Annotated in this window: 6 protein-coding genes; 5 read left to right on the top strand and 1 reads right to left on the bottom strand. The window is 75.8% G+C overall.

From position 1 onward, the window contains the following. Positions 1-513: 513 nt before the first annotated feature. The 5 genes from fabD to ACH4OA_RS26780 all read left to right on the top strand — a co-directional run bounded on the left by fabD (position 514) and on the right by ACH4OA_RS26780 (position 19,244). A complete protein-coding gene (gene fabD, locus ACH4OA_RS26760; protein ID WP_397971485.1) occupies positions 514-9,513 on the top strand; it encodes an ACP S-malonyltransferase in 9,000 nt (2,999 codons plus the stop codon). Beyond that, positions 9,510-14,624, top strand: coding sequence for a beta-ketoacyl synthase N-terminal-like domain-containing protein (locus tag ACH4OA_RS26765; RefSeq protein ID WP_397971488.1), 5,115 nt, complete (start codon positions 9,510-9,512; stop codon positions 14,622-14,624). Before fabD ends, ACH4OA_RS26765 begins: the two co-directional genes overlap by 4 nt. Before the next feature lie 62 nt (positions 14,625-14,686). Beyond that, the gene (locus ACH4OA_RS26770; RefSeq protein WP_397971491.1) at positions 14,687-16,273 is read left to right on the top strand and encodes an MFS transporter; all 1,587 of its coding nucleotides are present in this window, start codon (positions 14,687-14,689) and stop codon (positions 16,271-16,273) included. 171 nt (positions 16,274-16,444) lie between these two features. After that, on the top strand, positions 16,445-17,839 hold the full coding sequence (locus tag ACH4OA_RS26775) for a hypothetical protein (RefSeq protein ID WP_397971493.1): 1,395 nt from the start codon (positions 16,445-16,447) through the stop codon (positions 17,837-17,839). A gap of 310 nt (positions 17,840-18,149) precedes the next feature. Continuing rightward, positions 18,150-19,244, top strand: a complete 1,095-nt coding sequence (locus tag ACH4OA_RS26780) for a (4Fe-4S)-binding protein (protein ID WP_397971496.1) — start codon at positions 18,150-18,152, stop codon at positions 19,242-19,244. Positions 19,245-19,315: 71 nt separating this feature from the next. On the opposite strand, the gene ACH4OA_RS26785 is transcribed toward ACH4OA_RS26780, so the two are convergent. Then, positions 19,316-20,233, bottom strand: a complete 918-nt coding sequence (locus ACH4OA_RS26785) for a LysR family transcriptional regulator (protein WP_365883671.1) — start codon at positions 20,231-20,233, stop codon at positions 19,316-19,318. Positions 20,234-20,359 lie beyond the last annotated feature (126 nt).

Raw genomic sequence — 20,359 nt, forward strand, 5'->3', positions numbered from 1 at the left:
GTCCGTCGCCGGGCCCGCGGAGCAGGGTGACGGGGGTCCGGGGTGTCCCGGTCAAGTCCGCCAGGAATCCGGGGTCGAAGGGATCGCCGGTCACCGTTTCCCCGCCGCTGCGGCGGTCTCGGGTGCAGGCCGGGCCATCCGCTGACACGGTACTCATGGGAGAACGCCCACCACCCCAGGCTGGTCGTCGGAAGAGATCGGAAGGCATCGGGAGAGATGCGGAGAACAAGGGTTTCAGAGAACGAGGGTTACGGGAAACAAGAGGTACGGAGAACAGTAGGAGAAACGGCGTGGAAAGAGGCAACTCTGAGAGGATAAAGCCTCGTCACAGCCATGATCGGGTTTCGTCCGCCCCGACACCCGACCGGATGACCGGTGACCCACACACTGGCCGATTCCTCAGTTTTTACGATTATCCAACTGCCGTCCGTCACAAGCAGATCTCTCACCTCTGTCAGTGATCTTCACCGTTATGGGCCTGTCTTCCCGCGCGGAAGGCGTACCTTTTGACAAGTGATCGCAGTCCTTTTCCCCGGGCAAGGAGCCCAGCGTCCCGGTATGGGCGCGGAATTGCTCGGGCGGTATTCGGATCTCGTGGCCGAGGCCCGGGACATCCTGGGCTACGCGGTCGACCGTCTCTGTCTCGACGATCCCGACGGACTGCTCGGCAGCACCCGCTGGACGCAGCCCGCCCTCTATGTGGTGAGCGCGCTCGCGTACCGCGCCTGGTGCGAAGGGCACGAGGGGCCACCGGACTTCGCCGCCGGCCACAGTCTCGGCGAGTACAACGCGCTGGAGGCGGCGGGCGCCTTCGACTTCGCCACCGGGCTGCGGCTGGTGGCCCGGCGGGCGGAGCTGATGTCCCGGGCGCCCGCAGGCGGCATGGCCGTGGTGGTGGGACTGGCGGCGGACCGGGTGGCCGGAGTCCTCGGGGACGCCGGGCTGGACGACGTGGACATCGCGAATCACAACACGCCCACCCAGTACGTCATTTCCGGCCCCGCGCGGAGCCTGGCCCGCGCCGAGACCTGGTTCGGCCGCGCCGGCGCCCGGCTGTACTCCAGGCTCAACGTCAGCGGGCCGTTCCACTCCCGGTATATGCGGCAGGCGGAACGCGAGTTGGCCGCGCACGTCCGGGCGGCCGCACTGTCCGCGCCCCGGTTTCCGGTCGTTTCGAACGTCACGGCGCTGCCGCACGGCCCCGATCCGTCCGCGTGCCTCCTGCGGCAGCTCTCGGCGCCGGTGCGGTGGACGCAGTCCGTGCGGTACCTGCTGGCGGCGGGCGTGACGGTCTTCCGTCAGGTGGGACCCGGCAACGCCCTCGACGCGATGGTCCGCGACATCCGGTCCGCCGGCTCCGCGGACCCTGCGGACACCGTCGCACCGCTGGTCGCCCACGTGGAGCGGGATCTGCTGCGGCGACTGCGGGAGGTCGCCCGCGTCCCCGGCCCGGCGCCCGCGCCGGACACGGACCTCGGCGCCTACGGCATCGACCTGGCCACCCTGGTCGGCCTCTCCGCCGAACTGTGCGCGGCACTGGGCCTCGACGTGCCGCCCGCGGTGCTCTACCGGCACCGCACGGTACGGGGGCTCGCCGGACACCTCGCCGGCGCGTACCCGGAACGGCTGGCCGAACGGTACGACGAGGCACGCCGGCGCCCGGAGAACCATCCCCTCCGCCACACACCGGGCCCGGCCCCGGCCCCCACTCCCTCTGGCGCCGGGCCCGCCGCACTTGCCGCGCAGCGGCCTGGTACGGCCGCGCCGGTGTGGGGTGCCGACTCCGTGCCGGTGCGGCCGGGCGACTCGGTGCCGGTGCGGGCAGCCGGCTCCGTTCCGGTTCGGCCGGGTGACTCGGTGCCGGGCCGGGCTGCCGGTTCCGTCCCGGTTCGGGGCGCCGACTCCGTGCCGGTCTGGCCGGGCGACTCGGTGCCGGTCCAGGCTGCCGACTCCGTGCCGGTGCGGGCAGCCGGTTCCGTTCCGATCCGCCCAGGCGACTCCGAGCCGGTCCAGGCTGCCGACTCCGCCCCGGTTCGCCCGGCCAACGTCGTCCCGGCGGCGCCCGCGACTTCCCCGCCGGTCCCGCCCGCCGCTGCCCTCCCGGTCCGGGCCGCCGGCACAGACCCGGCTCCGCCGACCGACACCGTCACTGGTCTGCCAACTGGCACCGCCATGGGCCTGCCGGCCGACACCGTCACGGGTCTGCCGGTCGGCTCCGCCCTGCATTCGCCCACTGTCCCGGCCCCCGTCCGCCCGGCCAGCGGCGCCCCGGCCGCGCCCGCCACTGCCCCGCCGGGCCTGCCCGCCACTGCCCTCCCGGTCCCGGCCTCTGGCACAAACCCGGCTCCGCCGACCGACAGCGCCACGGCTCCGCCGACTGGCACCGTCACGGGCCTGCCGGTCGGCTCCGTCCTGCACCCACCCGCTGTTCCGGCCCCCGTCCGCCCAGCCAGCTGCGCCCCGGCCGCACCCGCGACTCCCCCGCCGGGCCTGCCCTCACTCTCAACCCCGGCCTCGCCGGCCGTCTCGGGAGCGGGCCTGCCCGCCACTCCAGTCCCCGGCCTGCCTGCCGACGCTGTACCGGCTTCGGCCTCACCACCGGCTTCGCCGGCCACTCCCCCGCCGGTCCCATCGGCTGCTGCCGTCCCCGGCCCGTCCTCCGCGGCGGTCCCGGTTCCGACCAGCTCCGTTGTCCCGGTCGTGCCCGTCACTCCCCCGCCGGTTGCGCCGACCACTGCCTTCCCTGCCCCGCCCGCCCCGGTCCCGCCGGTGGACACCGTCACGGACCTGCCGACCGGCTCCGCCCATCACCCGCCCACTGCCCCGGCACCCGTCCGCTCAGCCAGCACTGCCCAGGCCGCGCCCGCCGCTGCCCAGCCAGCCCCGCCCTCTGACACAGACCCGGCTCCGCCGACCGACACCGTCATGGGCCTGCCGACCGGCTCCGCCCATCACCCGCCCACTGCCCCGGCCCCCGTCCGGCCAGCCAGCGGCGCCCCGGCCGGGCCCGCGGCTCCTCCGCCCTCCCCCGTAGACCCGGTCTCGCCGGCCGGCTCGGGACCGGGGTTGCCCGGCAGTCCAGCTCCGGGTCCGCCGGTCGGCGCCGTCACCGGGGCGGCTGCGGAGTGCGGCGGTGCGTCGCGGTGGTGTGCCGGGCGGCGGGATCCCGCTGAGCCGATCGCCGTCGTCGGGATGAGCGGGCTGCTGCCCGGTGCGGACGACCTGGACGGGTTCTGGCGGAACCTGATGGCCGGGCAGGACGTCATCCGGCGTGTACCGGAAGACCGCTGGGACTGGCGGGCCCCGTACGGGCGTCCCGGCGACGTCGATGCCCGGCACGTGCCCTGGGGCGCGTTCCTGCGTGCTCCCGCCTCCTTCGACTGCGCGTTCTTCGGGATCCCGCCCCGGGAGGCGGAGCTGATGGACCCGCAGCAGCGGCTGCTCCTCCAGACCGCCTGGCGGGCCATGGAGGACGCCGGGCACCAGCTGGAGGGGCCGGCCGCCCGCCGTACCGGCGTCTTCGTCGGGGTGAGCGCGATGGACTACTTCGAGGTGCTCACCACCGCCGGCCTCCCCATGGAGCCGTACCTGGTGACGGGACTCGCCCACGCGCTGCTCGCCAACCGGATCTCCTACTGGCTGGGCCTGAACGGACCGAGCGAGGCCGTCGACACCGCCTGCTCCTCCTCCCTGGCGGCGCTGCACCGGGCGATGTCCAGCATCCGGCAGGGCGACTGCGACCAGGCTCTGGTCGGCGGCGTCAACGTGCTCGCGGGACCGGGGACGTACATCTCGCTGACGAAGGCCGGCATGCTCGCGCCGGACGGCCGGTGCAAGAGCTTCGACGAGCGGGCCGACGGCTATGTGCGCGGCGAAGGCGTGGTCGCCCTGCTCGTCAGGCCCCTGTCCGACGCGCGCCGGGACGGCGACCACGTCCACGCCGTACTGCGCGGCAGCGCCGTCAACCACAGCGGGCGTACGGTCACCCTCACCGCGCCGGACCCCGACGCCCAGGCCGAGGTCGTCGCCACCGCCTGGCGCGCCTCGGGGCTCGACCCGTCGACCGCGGGCCTGATCGAGGCGCACGGCACCGGCACGGCGCTGGGCGACCCGATCGAGATCGAGGGGCTGCGCAGGGCGTTCGAGGGCCTGTACGCCGACTGGGGCCTACCGCGGCCCCGGCGCCGGCACCTGGCGGTCGGCGCGGTGAAGAGTCACATCGGTCACCTGGAGGCCGCCGCCGGGATGGCCGGGCTCGTGACGGTCCTGCTGGCCATGCGCCACGGCACGCTGCCCGGTCTGGCCCGGTTCCGGGCGCCGAACCCGCTCCTGCGCCTCGGCGACGGCCCGCTGCGCCTGCTGACCCGTGCCGAACCGTGGGAACGGCCCCGGGACGCGCAGGGCCGCGAACTGCCCCGTCGGGCCGGCATCAGCTCGTTCGGTTTCGGCGGCGCCAACGCGCATGTGGTCGTAGAGGAGTACGTCGAAGACGGGCCGGCTCCGCTCACCCCGAAGACCCCGTACGCCGCGTCCGCCGCGTCGTCGGACACCCCGCGGACCTGCGCGGACCCGCCGACCTCGAAGACCGCGTCCGTCACCGGGGACCGGCTCGTGCCGCTGTCGGCGCGGAGCGCGGACCGGCTGCGGGCCAGGGCCGAGCAGTTGACGGAATGGCTGGCCTGCCACCCGGCCGAGGAGTACGCCTTCGACGATCTCGTGGCCACCCTGCGCACGGGCCGCCGGCCCATGGAGCACCGGCTCGCCGTGGTGGCGCCCGACGCCACCGGACTGCGCGCGCGCCTCGAACACTTCCTGCGCGACGGACACGCGGACGGCGTGTGGACCACGGACGCCACCGCCGCGCCCGCGGGCCCGTCCCACGACCGTGCCGACGAGGACCGCGTCCGCGCGCTGGCGGAGCGCGCGGACCTGGCCGGACTGGCCCGCCTCTGGACCGCCGGCGCGGAACTGGACTGGAGCTTGCTGGGCACGCAACGGCCGCACCGGCGACTGCCCCTGCCCACCTACCCGTTCACGCATCGCGTCCTGTGGCCCGTAGCCGCGCCGGCCGCCGCCGCCCCGGCCGACGCGGCGCCGCCCGGCTCTCCCGGCCCCCTGGCCGACGCGGCGCCGCCCGGCGCCCCGGCCGGGCACCGGCGTGAGCGGATCGCCGAGCACCTGGTCCAGGTCCTGACCGAGACGCTCGGCCGGCGGCCCGCCGGACTCGACCAGGACACCGGCTTCGACCGGCTCGGCCTGGACTCCCTCGCCACCCAGCAGGTCCGCGCCCGGCTGGAGCGGACCTACGGCGAGTTGCCGGCCACGCTCGTCTTCACCCACAAGAACATCCGGAGCCTCTCCGCCTACCTCGCCGGCCGCCACCCCACAGCAGGCCCCACCACACTCCCCACCGAACCCACGCCCACCACCGGCCCGCCCGCGCCCGTCCCCCACTCCTCCGCTTCCTATACCCACCCCACCGCCCCCGGCAGCGGCTCCTCCGCGTCCGTCCGCGACGACGACATCGCGATCGTCGGGATGAGCGGCCGCTACCCGCACGCCAGGTCCGTCGCCGAGTTCTGGCGCAACCTCGCCGAAGGCCGGGACTGCGTGGACGAGATGCCGCTGGACCGGCCCGGCTTCCGGCGGTACGCGCAGGCGGCCCGGCGGCGCTACGGCGACGCCTGGCACCGCTGGGGCGGCTGGCTGGACGACGTCGACGCCTTCGACGCCCCGTTCTTCCGCCTCTCTCCGGTGCAGGCCCGCTATCTCGACCCGCAGCAGCGGCTGTTCCTCGAAGTCGCCTGGGAGTGCGTGGAGGACGCCGGGTACACACCGGACACCCTGGCGGACCCGGCGGCGGGCGACCAACGCGGGGCGGTGGGGGTCTTCGCGGGCGTGACGTACAACTCCTACCAGCTCTTCGGGTCGGCGGCGCTGGAGCGCGGTGAATGGCTGGCGGTGGAGACCCAGACGTTCTCGGTCGCCAACCGCGTCTCGTATCTGATGAACCTCGGCGGCCCCAGTCTCACTGTGGACACCGCCTGCTCCTCCTCCCTGTACGCGGTGCACCTGGCCTGCGAGAGCATCCGGCGCGGGGAGTGCCGGGCCGCGATCGCCGGCGGGGTCAACCTCAGCCTGCACCCGGTGAAGTACATGACACTCGCCGAAACGGGTTTCCTGTCCTCCGACGGCAGGTGCCGGGCGTTCGGCGAGGGCGGGGACGGCTATGTGCCCGCCGAGGCGGTCGGTGCCGTCCTGCTCAAACCGCTCGGGCAGGCGCTGCGCGACGGCGACACGGTCCACGCGGTGGTCAAGGGCTCCGCGGTCAACAGCGACGGCCGGACGTTCGGTTACACCGTGCCCAACCCGGTGGCCCAGGCCGAGGTGATCCGGGCGGCCCTGCGGTCGGCGGACGTCGAGGCCGCGACCATCGGCTGTCTGGAGGCGCACGGCACGGGCACCGCGCTCGGCGATCCGGTCGAGGTGCGCGGGCTGTGCGACGCGTTCGCCGACGTCACCGCCCGGCAGTCGTGCGCCGTCGGGTCGGTGAAGTCCCTCATCGGGCACGCCGAGGCGGCCGCGGGAATCGCCCAGCTCACCAAGGCGGTACTCCAGTTGAAGCACCGCCGGCTGGTCCCCACCCTGCTGCACTCGGCGCGGACCAACCCGGACATCGCCTTCGAGGAGACGCCGTTCCGGGTGCAACTCGAAGCCGCGCCCTGGGAGCCTCCGCCGGGCGGCCGTCCCCGCCGGGCCGGCATCAGCTCCTTCGGGGCCGGCGGCGTGAACGTCCACCTGATCGTGGAGGAGGCACCCGAGGTGTCCCGTGCCGCGCCGGCCGAGCGGCGGCACGTCCTGGTGCTGTCCGCTGCCGGGGCCGCCAACCTGCGCGAGTACGCCGTACGGCTGCGCCGCTTCCTGGCCGACGCCGTGGCGGAGCCGGAGCCGGAGCCGGGGGCGACAACGGGCAGTGGTGCCCGGACGCTGCTGCCGGACACCGCCTTCACGCTGCAGACCGGACGCGCGCACCTGGCACACCGCCTCGCCCTCAGCGCCTCCCGTCCCGCCGAGGCCGTCGCGCTGCTCGACGCCCATCTGGCCGGGGCGGGCGGGCCGCGGGTCCACACCGGTGTCGTCGCGCACCCGGCGTCCGGCGACCGGCACCGGCCGCCCGCCGGGCGCGACCCGGACGACCTGGCCCGGGCCTGGGCCGCCGGCACGGACTGGGACTGGACGGCCCTCCACGACGGACGGGACCGGCCGCGCCGGATCTCCCTGCCGACGTATCCCTTCAGCCGGCACCGCTACTGGCTGCACGATCCGACCGGCACGTCCGGCGCGGGGACGTCCACGGAGAACGCGGGGCGGGCCGGCGCGTCCGGTGCCGGGTCACGCGCGGAGAAGGCAGCACCCGCAGTCACCGCGCCCGGCCCCGAGACACCCGTATACGACGGCGAGACACCCGCGTCCGGCCCCGAGACACCCGCGTCCGACGGCGAGGCACCTGCGTCTGACGGCGAGGCGTCCGCGGAGAGCGCCGTACCGGCGACTCCGCCGGCCCGCGACGGCGTACCCGTGCCGGACGCGGAGTCTGCGGACCGGGCGGGCGGAGGGCTGCTCGGTGTCCTGCGGGCCGCGCCGCCGAGCGAACGGCTCGCCCTGCTGACCGGGTGGCTGCGCGCGGAGCTGGGCCACCTGCTCCAGTACGACCCCGAAGAGCCGCCCGACCCGGACACCGGCTTCTTCGACCTCGGCTTGGACTCGGTCCTCGCCGTCCGGCTCGGCACCCGGATCGAGCAGGAGCTGGGGGTCGAGCTGTACGCCACCGTGGCCTTCGACCATCCGTCGGTCGGCGCGCTGGCCTCGTACCTGCTCCCGCTGCCGGACCTCGGCACGCCCGGCACCGCCACCGTGCCCGCGCCCGGTGACGGCCAACGGCCGCCGCGCCACCGGACGGTGCATTTCACGGCCGACTGGGAGCCGGACCCATCGGTACCGGCGGTGCCGGCGGTGCCGGACGACAGCGTCGGTCCGTGGGCGTCGGGCGCGGTCGTCCTGGACGCCGACGACGCCGTGGCCCGGCTGCTCCGGGACCGGCTGCGCGCGCACGGCTGTCCCGCGCCCGTCGTGCTGGTCAGGCCGGGCACGGAGTACGCCCGTGTGCACGCCGGGGAGTACCGGCTCCGGCCCGGTGACACCGGCGACTGGGACCGGCTGGTGGACAGCCTCGACGCCGACGCGGACGCCGGCGGCACGGAACGGCCCGGCGTGTTCGTCCACCTGTGGACGGCCGCCGGGGCCGGCCAGGACGTGCGGCGCCGCCTCGATCTCGGGGTCCGTTCCCTGTTCCGGCTGGCCCGCCGGCTGCTGCCGGCGGCGCGGGACAGGACGGTCCGGGTACTCCAGGTGGACGCCCATCCCGCGGGCCGGCCGGATCCACTGGCCGAGGCCCTGTCCGGCTTCGCCCGGTCCCTGCGCCACGAGAACCCCCGCCTGCTGGTCCAGGCGGTCGCGGTCGACGCCGCCCGCGGGGATGCGCGGCCGGACCCGCAGGAGGTGGTCCGGGTCTGTACGGCCGAACTGCGCGGCCCCGGGCTGGAGGCGGAGGTCCGCTACCAGGGCGGCCGGCGCCTGGTGCGCCGGGTGCGCGAACTGCCGCCCCGGGCACGGGCGGCGGCGCCGGGCCCCGTGGTGCCCGGCGGGGTGTACGTCGTGACCGGCGGCGCGGGCGGGCTCGGTCTGCTCTTCGCCGAGCACCTCGCCCGCCGGGCCCCGGGCGCCCGGCTGGTCCTCGGCGGGCGCGCGGAACCGGGTCCGGAACGGGCCGCGGCCGTCCGGCGGATCGCCGGTCTGGGCGCGGACGTGGAGTACGTACGGGCGGACGTCGCCGAGGAGGCCGGCGCCCGCCGGCTGATCGAGCGCGCCCGCGACCGGCACGGCCGTATCGACGGCCTGATCCATTCGGCGGGCTGCGTACGGGACGCCCTGCTGGCGGACAAGACGGGCCGGGACCTGGACGAGGTGCTGGCCGGCAAGGTGCTCGGCGCCTTCCACCTCGACGCGCTCACCCGCGACGACGACCTGGACTTCTTCCTGGCCTTCTCCTCGCTGACCGCCCTGATCGGCAACCCCGGGCAGACCGACTACGCGTACGCCAACCGCTTCCTGTGCGCGTTCGCCCGCCACCGGGAGAGGCTGCGGCTGGCCGGTGAACGCAGGGGCCGCAGCATCGCCCTGGTCTGGCCGTCCTGGCGGCACGGCGGCATGCGGGCCGATGCCCGGACGGAGGAGGTGCTGCTGAGCCGGGTGGGTCTGACCCTGCTGGAGACGCCCGTGGGCGTCGACGCCTTCGAGCGGGCCCTGTCGGGCGGCGAGAGCGAGTTCGGCGTCGCGCACGCCGACCCGAGGCTGCTGCGCCGGGTGCTGGACGTCCTGCCGCCGCGTGCCGACGGGGCCGTCGAGGACGTACACCGCGAACTGCGCACGGTACTGGAGGAACTCGGCCTGTGAGCGGCACCGCCGACGCGCTGCGTCCGGACGCGCACCCGCGCGTGCCGGACCGGGATGATCTGCTCAGCCGGTCGCTGGAGGCGATCCGTTCGCTGCGCGGTGAGCTGGCACGGGAACGCGCCCGGGCCGCCGAGCCGATCGCCGTCACGGGACTGGCCTGCCGTTTTCCCGGTGGCGCGGACTCCCCGGAACGCTTCTGGGAGGTGCTGGCCGAGGGCCGGGACGCGGTGGGACCGGCGCCCGCCGACCGGTGGCCGACAGGACCCGGCTCGGCGGGGTCCGGCTCGGCGGGGTCCGGCTCGGCGGGTTCCGGCTCGGCGGGTTCCGGCTCGGCGGGCGCCGGCCGGGCAGGCGCCCGTCGGCCAGGCGCCGGCTGGGCGGCGTTGCAGGGCGGGTTCCTCGCCGAGGACATCGACGCGTTCGACGCCTCCTTCTTCGGCGTGTCCGCGGGTGAGGCCGCCGCGATGGATCCGCAGCACAAGCTGCTGCTGGAGACCGTGTGGGAAGCTCTGGAGCGGGCGGGGCTGCTCACCGGCCGTCCCGGTGCCGGCCGGGTCGGTGTATTCGTGGGCGTCTCCGGTTCGGACCACGCGCGGCTGCCGGTGCGCGCGGAGCGGGTCGGCGCGTTCACCGCGGTCGGGGCCGCGCCCAGCATGGCCGCGGGCCGGGTGGCGCACGCCCTCGGGCTGGACGGCCCGGCGCTCGCCGTGGACACCGCCTGCTCCTCCTCCCTGGTGGCGGTGCACCTGGCCGTGGAGAGCCTGCGGCGCGGCGAGTGCGACGCGGCGGTCGCCGGCGGGGTCAACGTGCTGCTGTCCCCTGATGTCTTCCTGGTGCTGGACGAGATGGGCGCGCTGTCCCCGGACGGGCGCTGCAAGGTCTTCGACGCGTCGGCCGACGGGTACGCGCGGGCGGAGGGGTGCGGCGCGGTCGCGCTGACGCGGCTGTCGGACGCGGTCGCGGCCCGGCTCCCGGTGCACGCGGTCATCCGGGCGTCCGCCGTCAACCACGACGGCGGCTCGGGCGGCCTCACCGTGCCCAACGGCCGTGCCCAGCGCGCGCTGCTGCGCGCCGCACTGGCCGGCGCGGGTGTGCCGGGCGAGGCCGTCGGCTATCTGGAGACGCACGGCACCGGCACCCCGCTGGGCGATCCGATCGAGGTCGGCGCGGCGGTGGACGTGCTGTGCGCGCGCCGGTCCGCGGACCGGCCGCTGCGGCTCGGCGCGCTGAAGAGCAACCTCGGTCATCTGGAGGCGGCGGCCGGCATCGCCGGTCTGATCAAGACCGTCCTGGTGCTGCGGTACGGCCTGATCCCGCCCAACCTGCATCTGCGGGAGCCCAATCCACGGCTGGGTGTGGAGCGACTGCCCGTGGTCCTGCCCCGCCGCACCGAGCCGTGGCCGGCCGACGGCACGCCGAGGATCGCGGGCGTCAGCGCGTTCGGCTTCAGCGGGACCAACGCGCACGTGATCGTCGAGGGCGCCGACACGGCCGCGGCGGCCGTATCCGCCCCGGTTCCGCCGCCGGTGCGCACCGGCGCCATGCCGGCCGCGGAGACCGTGTCCGGTCCGGTTCCCCCGCCGGTGCGCGCCAGCGCCATGCCGGCCGCGGCGGTCGCACCCGATCCGGTCCCACCGCGGGTTCGCACCGGCGCCATGCCGGCCGCGGCCCGGGTCGTGCCGCTGTCTGCCGCCTCCCCGGCCGCGCTGGCCGCGCTGGCCCGCCGTACGGCCGGCTGGGTGCGTGACCACCCGGACGCCCGGCTCGCGGACATCGCCCACACCCTCGGCGCCCACCGCCGCCACTTCCGCCACCGGGCGGCCCTGGTCACCGACCGGGAGGGCCCGGACCTCGCAGCGCTCCTGACCGAGGTGGCCGACCGACCGCACCGCGCCGACCTGCCCCACCGAACCGTCCGAACGGACCGGAGCGACCCCGCCGACCTGGCCAACCGAGCGGACGGGCCCGAGCGGGCGGACCGCGCCGACCGGGCCGAGCAGACCGACCGGACCCGCCCAGCGGACCGGACCCACGAGACCGACCAACCAGACCTGGCCCACCCGGCCGACCCCGCTCACCACGCCGGCCCGTACGGGTCACCGGTGCGGGGCGGCAACTCATCGCCGTACGCGCCGCACATCGGGCTCTTCCTGGATGCCACGCCCCGGCAGGCGCTGGCGGCGGCCCGGGCGCTGCGCCGGGCCCATGGCGGCTTCACGGCGCTGTCGGACTCCTGCGCCGGCCGGCTGGGGCTGCCCGCCGGTACCGTCCCCGCCCGCCTGCCGGACTCCGTGGACGCCCTCACCCCGCTCGCCGCCGACGCGGTGGCCCTGGTGTTCCAGACCGCGCTGGGCCGGCTGCTCGCGGACTGGGGCGTCCCGGTCGCCGCGGTGGGCGGTTCCGGCTGCGGTGACCTGGCGGCGGCCGTCGTCGCCGGGACCCTGGACCTCGCCGCGGCCGGCGCGCTGCTGACCGCCCGGCACGGCGGGCCGGTGCCCCGCGAGGTGTCCGCCCGGCCGCCCGCCGTACGACTGCTGCGCGGCGACGGCGCCGAGCCGGTGCCGCCGGACCTCCTGGCCGACCCGGGGTTCTGGTGCGGCCCGGCCGCAGGGCCCGCGCGGGCGGCGTCGGCCACCGCCGCGCCGCTGGCCGAGCGGGGGTACGGCCTCTTCGTCTCCGTGGGCGGGCCGACTCCCGTACCGGTGCCGGGGCGCTCGTGGTGGCGGGTCGCGGGCGACGAGCACGGTGACGGCGTGTGGGGCGAGTTGCTGGCGGGGCTGGCGGCGGCCTATCGGGCCGGTGTCGTGGACCCCGACTGGACCCGCGTCCACGACGACCGGGCGGCCGTGTGCCTGCCGCTGCCGGCCTACCCGTTCCAGCGGCGGCGGCACGCACCCCCGGTGCCGCGCGCCGAGGCGCACCGCACGGACGGCCCGGCCGGCGCGGCGGCGCGCCCGCTGGGCGGCGCGACCGCCTTGCGCGTGCTGTCCTCGCCCCTGGAGCACGCCCAGTTCCGGACCACCCTCAGCCGTGAGGTGCTGCCGCAGGCCGCGGACACGGGCGGTGTCCTGCACGTGGGCTACTACCAGGAGATGGTCGCCGCGGCCGTGGCGGAACTCGACGGCACGGCCGGCCACGAACTGCGCGACGCCGAGTTCGTCCACCCGCTGTATCTGGGCGCGCGGGCCCGGACCGTTCAGCTGACGGTCTCTCCGGAGACGGCCGGGGGCGGACGCCTCTGCACCGTGCACAGCCAGGCCGAGGGCGAGACGGCGTGGACGCTGCACCTGACCGGCCGCCTCGGCGCCCGCCGGCCCGCCCCGGACCCGGCCGCCCGCTCGTGCGGGCCCGAGGACCGCGCGGAGATCCTGGCCCGGCTGCCCGGCCGGGTCGACGGCGCCCGGCTGTACGCCGCCCTGCGGGCCCGCGGCCTGGCGCTCGGCCCGTCGGTGGAGTGGATCGAGGAGGCGTGGTACGGCGACGGTGAGGTCGTCGCCCGGCTACGGGCCCCGGAGAGGGCCGGGACGGGCGGCGAGGAGGACGGTGTGCTGCCGGTGCCGGCCGGGGTGTTCGACGCGTGCGCGCAGTTGTACGTGCCGGCCGCCGGGTCCGGGCTCGCCGACGACGAGGTGTTCCTCACCCGCCGCATCGGCCGGTTCGCGCTGTCCGGCCGCCCGGGGCGGGGGCCGCTGTGGGTGCGCTTCGTCCTCGGCGGCGAGCCCTCCGACGCGGCCCTGACCGCCGACTACCGCCTGTGGGACGACGCCGGACACCTGGTGGCCGCGTGCGACGGAGCCACCGTACGACGGGTCGGCGCGGGCCTCACCGGCCCGTGGCGGCCCGCGCCCGAGGAGCGGTCCGGCCCACGCCGGTCCACCACCGCGGAGCAACCCCGCCCATACCAGTCCGCCGCCGAGGAGCCCGGCCCAAACCAGTCTGCCGCCGCCGAGGAAGCCGGCCCCTGGCGGTCCGCCGCCGAGGAGGCCAGTGCGCGACGCGCGGACGTCGTCGAGCGTTATCGCGCGGCGCCCGACGGGCTGCGGTCCCGCGTCCTCGGTGACTACCTCCGCGCCGTACTGGACCTCTCCGACGACCCGGGCCCGGCCGGCGCACCGCCGGACCGCCCGCTCGCGGACCTCGGCGTGGACTCCCTGCGCGCGCTGGAACTGCGGGGCCGGCTCCGTGGCGACCTGGGCGTGGAGCCGCCGCTCGACGCCCTGCTGCACGGTACGGCCGCCGGGCTGGCCGCCGCCCTCGGCGGGCTGCTGCTCGCGGACGCCCCGGCCGGACCGGGCCGGCCGGTGTCCCGGGAGCCGGCCCGGTGGCTGCGGCACGCCCGGCTGACGGACACCGCGCGGCTACGGCTGTTCTGCCTGCCGTACGGCGGACGCGGCGCCTCCCTCTTCCGGACCTGGCCCGACGCGCTGCCGGACGACCTCGACGTGTGCCCGGTGCAGTTGCCGGGCCGGGAGGACCGCGCGGACGAGAGGTGCCTGGAGGACCCCGACGCCCTGCTCGACGCGTTGGAGCCGGTGGTGCGCGCCCACGCCGACCGGCCGTTCGCGTTCTACGGGCACAGCGTCGGGGCGCTGCTGGCCTACCGTCTCGCCCACCGGCTGGCCCCCACCCACGGCGACCGGCTGCGGCATCTGTTCGTCGCCGCCTTCAGCTGTCCGGCGGCCGGCGCCGATCCGCTGCTCGGCCGGGTCACGGACGCCTGCCGGGACCTCGGTCTGCCGGACCTGCCCACCGCCGGGGAGGTGCTGCGCGTACGGCGTGCCCGGCCCGCCGCGTTCCACGGCGCGCTGGCCGGCCGGCTCGGCAAGGACACCGCCGAGCGGCTGTTCGGCGCGGCGGAGCCGGCGCTCTTCGCGGATCTGCGTCTCGTCCGCGGCTACCGGCACGATCCGGCCGAGCCCCGGCTGCGGGTCCCGGTCACCGCGCTGCACGGCGCCGGCGATCCGGTGGTGGCGGAAGCGGACATGCGGGCCTGGGGGCGCGTGACGGACGGGCGCTTCCGCCTGGACGTGCTGCCCGGCGACCACTACTTCTGCCATCCCGACCAGTCCCTCGACCGGGTACTGCGGCTCATCACCGAACACCTCCGCTGATCCCTCCGGCCCTCTCCGTCTTTTCCGCCCTCTCCGCCCCTCTCCTCCCCCTGGACGACGCCATGCCCCTGCCGCGTATCCGACCGTCCTCGCCCGCCGCGTCCGCGTGCAGGCCGCGGCGCGACCGGCCCGGAGCCGTCCTCGTCGTGGAGTCCGTGGCGGTCTTCATGGTCATGCTCGACAACCTCGCGATGAACAACGCGCTGCCGGACATCGGCAGTGACCTGACGGTGGGGGTCGGTGGCCTGGAGTGGGTGGTGGCCTCGTACACGCTGGTGCTGGCGGCCTTCCTGCTGCCGGGCAGCATCGTCGGCGAGCGGCTGGGGCGGCGCCGGGTGTTCCTCGCGGGTCTGGCGGCGTTCACCGTCGGATCGGCGCTGGGCGCCACGGCGGACAGCTGGGCGGTGCTCGTCGCGGGGCGGGTCGTGCAGGGCGCGGGGGGCGCGGTGCTGCTGCCGTCCAGTGCGGCGCTGCTGCGGCAGGTGTTCCCGCAGGACGGTGCCCGGGCGAAGGCGCTCGGGCTGCGCGGGGCCGCGTCCGGGCTGGGGCTCGCCCTCGGTCCGGTGATCGGCGGTCCGCTCGTGGAGCGGTTCGGCTGGCACAGCGTGCTGCTCATCAACGTGCCGATCGGTGCGGGCCTGCTGGTGTTCGGCGCGCTGTCGCTGCCGCACGCGCCGGCGTCCCGGACCCGTTCCTGGGACCTGCCGGGACAGGCGCTGGCGGCCGTGGGCGTCGGCGGGCTGATCTTCGCGCTGATCCAGGGTCCCTCCGAGGGCTGGGCCGACCCGGCCGTCCTGACCGGTTCAGCCGCCGCCGTGCTGGCGCTGCCGGCGCTGACGGCCGTGGAACGGCGCTCGTCCGACCCGATGCTCGACCTGTCCTTCTTCCGGGACCGGCCCTGCGCGGTGGCGGCGCTGGCCTGTTTCTCCACGAGTCTGGCCCTGTTCGGAGCGATCTTCTTCCTGTCGCTGTACCTCCAGTACGTGCTCGGCTGGTCGGCGGCCGGCGCGGGTCTCGTCTTCCTGCTGGCCTCCGCGTTCATCGTGGTCACGGGGCCGGTCGCGGGCCGGCTGTCGGCGCGCTGGAACGCCTTCCGGCCGCTGATGATCGGTGTCGCGCTGTGCCCGCTCGCGCTGGCGGGGCTCGGCCTGTACGGGGAGGGCGCGCGCTATGCCGAGTACTGCTGGGTGCTGCCGGTCATCGGGGTGTGCGTGAGCCTCACCTTCGTGCCGGTCAACGTCATCGTCGTGGAGCGGGTGCGCGGTCCCCGGGCCGGTATGGCCACGGCGATCGCCGAGATGCTGCGCGAACTGGGCGGCGTGACCGGTGTGGCGGCGCTCGGCGCGGTGCTCAACTCCCGCATGCGGGACTCCCTGCTGCGTCAGGCGGAGGCGGTCCTGCCGGCGGACCGGGCGGCCGCGCTGACCGACCGGACCCTCGCGCGCGGCCCGGCGGCGGCCCTCACCGGTTCCGGTGGCGGTGAGGTGCGCCGCTGGTTCCGGGCCGCGTTCATCGACGGACTGCACGGAGCCTTGTACACGGGGGCCGTGGGCACCGCCGTGGTGGCGGTGTGCGCCTGTCTGATGCTCCGCACGGCGACGGCAGAGCCGGCGGACGAACCGAACGGCCTGGTGCAGTCGGCGGGATAGCACGGGTACCGGTGTGTGCACGGGGCGTCGCGGTCAGGCAAGGCGCGTGCCCGGGGCGTTGTGGCCGGGCGCGGCCGGTGCGCGGACCGCAGGATGGAGTCCGGGAGTATTCGGGGCCGTGCGGCGGCCTGCCGTACGGCGCCGGTCCGCCGGTGTCCGCGGGAGGCAGGCGTGGAGTACGGCTCGGACGTGGTCCTGCGCGACTTGTGGCACCGGCTGCCGGGCGCGGCCCGCTCGGCGTTGCTGCGCCGTGGCGCCGAGGCCGACCGGTGGGTGCTCGACGCGCTGCCGGGCCGGTGGGAGGCGTTGCGCCCGCTGGTCTTCGGCGAAGCGGAGTACCACCGGTTCGCGGGACTGGCGGCGGGCGTGCTGCGGTGCGCCCTGCAAGCCTGCGCGCGCCGGGCCGGTACCGCCGGCGAGCTGTACGAGGCGCTGCGTGACCGCCGTGACCTGCGGCTGATGGACCCGGCGCAGCGGCTGTCCGCCGATGTGCTGCTGCGCATGGCCCGGCCCGACGCGCTCGTGGCCGGCGGCCGGCCCTGGTTCGTCGAGCTGAACGTCGGCCCGAACCTCTACGGCGTCCCGGGCCTGGAGGAGCGCGGCGCGGTGTTCGCCGGTGGCTGGCCGGACGGCACCCTGGCCGAACCGCCCTCGACCCTGCGGGCGCGGGCCGCCGCGCTGGCCGGGACCGTACCGGTGTCCGGGGACGGGCACCGCCGGGTGCTCGTCCCCACCTGGCGGGCGGACTCGGGCATCGCCGCGAAGCTGGGCGGTGCCCGCGCGCTGCGCCGCTATCTGCGGCCGGCCGCGGAAGCCGCCGGGACCGCGGGGCTGGCGGTGTCGGTAGCGGACCTGTCCGAGGTGCGCGGCGGCGCCGCGGGGCTGTGGGCGGGTGAGGACCGCGTCGACGTGGTCTTCAACCAGTTCGTCGGTGCGGTGGTGGCCGACGGTCCGGCGCTGGGCGTGCTGCGCGACGCGGTCCTGGCCGGCGGCGTGCGGCTGTTCGTCCCCGAGGCGTCGTGCCTGCTCAGTGCCAAGCAGGTGCTGGCCTGGATGCACGAGGACCTGGACCTGTACGAGCCCGCGGACCGCGCGCTGATCGCGGGGCATGTGCCGTGGACGGCGTGGCTGGGTCCCGGGCAGAGTCCCGGGCACCGCCGGCGCGTCCTGGACCGGGCCGTGCGGGAACGGGCCGGTCTGATCGTCAAGCCGTCGTGCGGTCACGGAGGCGCGGGCTTCGTCGCCGGGCACGAGATGACCGCGCGGGACTGGCTCGGCCTGCTGACGCGGCGGTCACGGGAGGAGACCCTCGTCGTCCAGCGCCGGCTCGTGCCGGACAGCACCTGGATGCACTTCCGGGGCCCCGGCGGGAACCGTGCCGTGGCCCGGGTGCCCTTCGTCCTCTCCCCGTTCCTGCCGGGCGGCCGGATCGCGGGCGCCTACGTCCGGCACGCGAGTCCCGACGCGGACCGCCCGGCCGCGCCCGTGAACACCGCGACGGGGGCGGTCTCCAACACGGTGCTGCTGCTGCGTGATCCGGGACGGCGGGTCCCCGGGAGGCGGTGACTGAGGCAACGCGCAACCCCCAGGGTGGCGGGGCCGGTTGGCCGCGGCTGAGGCAACGCACAGCCCGGGACGGCGGAGCCGGGGGGCCGGCGTGAGGAATGCCCGGCGCGGCCGGCCGGCCGGCCGTCGCGGGGAACGTCCGACGGGGCCGTCACCGGCCCGTCGACCGTCGGCCCGTCGACCTGTCGACCCGTCGATCCATCGACCCGCAGGACCGTCGGCCGGTGGCGGCCTTGCCACCGGACCCGCCGTACCGGCATAGTGAGTTTGAAATTCCAACTCACGCTAACTCACGGGGAAGGGCGCCGACATGCCCGAGCGAGACAACGCGAAGCGAGCCCGGCAGCCGAGGCTGCCCGCCAAGCTGGCCGGCCATCCGTCCGTACAGGCCGTCCTCGCCCGCCGGGCAAGCGGTACGGCGGACCAGTCCTCGCCGGTGATCGACGCGGAGTGGCTGCGCCGGCTGTGCCTGGACGCGGGCGCCGACGACGCGGCCGCGGTGAGCCTCGACCACCCCGATCTCGCCGGGGAACGCGAGCACGTCCTCGCCGCGCTGCCGGGCGCCCGCACCCTCGTCTCGCTCGTCGTCCGGATGAACCGCGACAACTACCGCACGCCGGCCCGCAGTGTGGCGAACCAGGAGTTCCACCAGACCGACGAACAGGTCAACCACGCCGCCCGTACGGTCACCCGGGCGCTGCAGGACGCCGGCCACCGCGCGCTCAACCCGTCGGCCGGTTTCCCGCAGGAGATGGAGCGGTTCCCGGGCCGCATCTGGGTGGTGGCGCACAAGACGGTCGCCGTGGCGGCGGGCCTCGGCGTGATGGGTCTGCACCGCAACGTCATTCACCCGAAGTTCGGCAACTTCGTGCTGCTGGCCACCGTCCTGGTGGACGCGGAGGTGAGCGCGTACGGCCGGCCGCTGGACTACAACCCGTGCGTCGACTGCAAGTTGTGCGTCGCCGCCTGTCCCATCGGCGCCGTCAAGAAGGACGGTGGCTTCGACTTCCTCGCCTGCGCGACGCACAACTACCGGGAGTTCATGAGCGGGTTCACCGACTGGGTGCAGACGGTGGCCGACAGCGAGGACGCCGCCGACTTCCGCTCCCGCGTCACCGACTCCGAGAACGCGTCGATGTGGCAGAGCCTGGCCTTCAAGCCGAGCTACAAGTCCGGTTACTGCGTGGCCGTCTGCCCCGGCGGGGAGGATGTGCTCGGCCCGTACCTCGACGACCGCAAGGAGTTCATGGACAGGGTGCTGCGCCCGCTCCAGGACAAGGTCGAGACGCTCTACGTCCTGCCGGGTTCCGAAGCGCAGCGGTACGCGGAGCGCCGCTTCCCGCACAAGCCCGCCAAGGAGGTCACCGGCGGCTGGCGGCCGCAGCCGCGGGAGGACTCGGCCTGACGGCGCGGACCCGGCGGCCCGGGGTCACCGGCCGGCCGGAACCGGTGACCTGGCGACCGGCCCGGCCGCCGTCACGGGTGACCGTCGGGGCGTATGGCCGCGCCGACCCGCGCGGCCGTCTCGCGCAGCCAGATGTGGGCCGCGTCGTGGGTGTGCACCGGGTGCCACCACAGGGCCTCGCGCAGCGGCACCGTCTCGTACGGCGGCTCCACCACGCGGACGGCGGCGATCGGTGCCAGCAGGCGGGCGAGGCGCTCCTGCACCAGGGCGATCCGCCGCGTGCCGGCGACCAGCAGCGGCAGCAGCTGGAAACTGTCGACGGACACCTCGACCCGCGGTTCGATGCCGAGCATGCCGAGCTGGCGCACCGCCGGCGCGTCATAGGTGCGCTGGTAGGTCACCCAGGGCAGCCGGGCCAGGTCCCGCCGGGTGAGCCGGTCGCCGACGGCCGGGTGATCGTCCGCGACGAGGAACACCCAGCGGTCGTCGTAGAGGTCGGTGGCCGGGAAGTCGCTGATCACGCCGTGCGGCATGAGCAGGCCGTCGGTGGCGCTCAGCAGCGTCGCGGTGTCGTCCACCACGGTGGGCGGGGTGTGGGTGAACCGCAGCCGGATGCCGGGCGCCTCCTCGTGCACCGCGCGGGCCAGCACGGTGCCGAAGACGGCGACCGCGTAGTCGGACGCCACCAGCTTGAACTCGCGGTTCTCCTTGGCCGGGTCGAAGTCGGCCTGGCTGGCGAAGAGGCGTTCCAGTACGTCGTAGGCGGTGGCGGTGCGGTCCAGCAGGACCTGGCCGAGCGCGGTCAGCTCGTAGTGGCCGCCGACCCGGGCGAGCAGGTCGTCGTCGAAGTGCCGGCGCAGCCGGGAGAGGGCCGCGCTCATCGCGGGCTGGCTGAGGCCGACGCGCTGCCCGGCGCGGGTGACGTTGCGTTCCTCCAGCAGGGCGCGCAGGGCGACGACGAGGTTGAGGTCCAGACTGGCCAGGTTCACGGAAGGTCCTCTTGCGGTACGGCGCCGACACGGCCGGCACCCCCGGCGGATAGACACCGTGGATGCCGGCCGCCCGCGGAATCTCCCGACTCGATCGCGGGCCGGGGGCCCAGACTAGTCACCGCA

Origin of the sequence: Streptomyces sp. NPDC017095, assembly GCF_044332325.1 — a bacterium.
GTDB lineage: Bacteria > Actinomycetota > Actinomycetes > Streptomycetales > Streptomycetaceae > Streptomyces.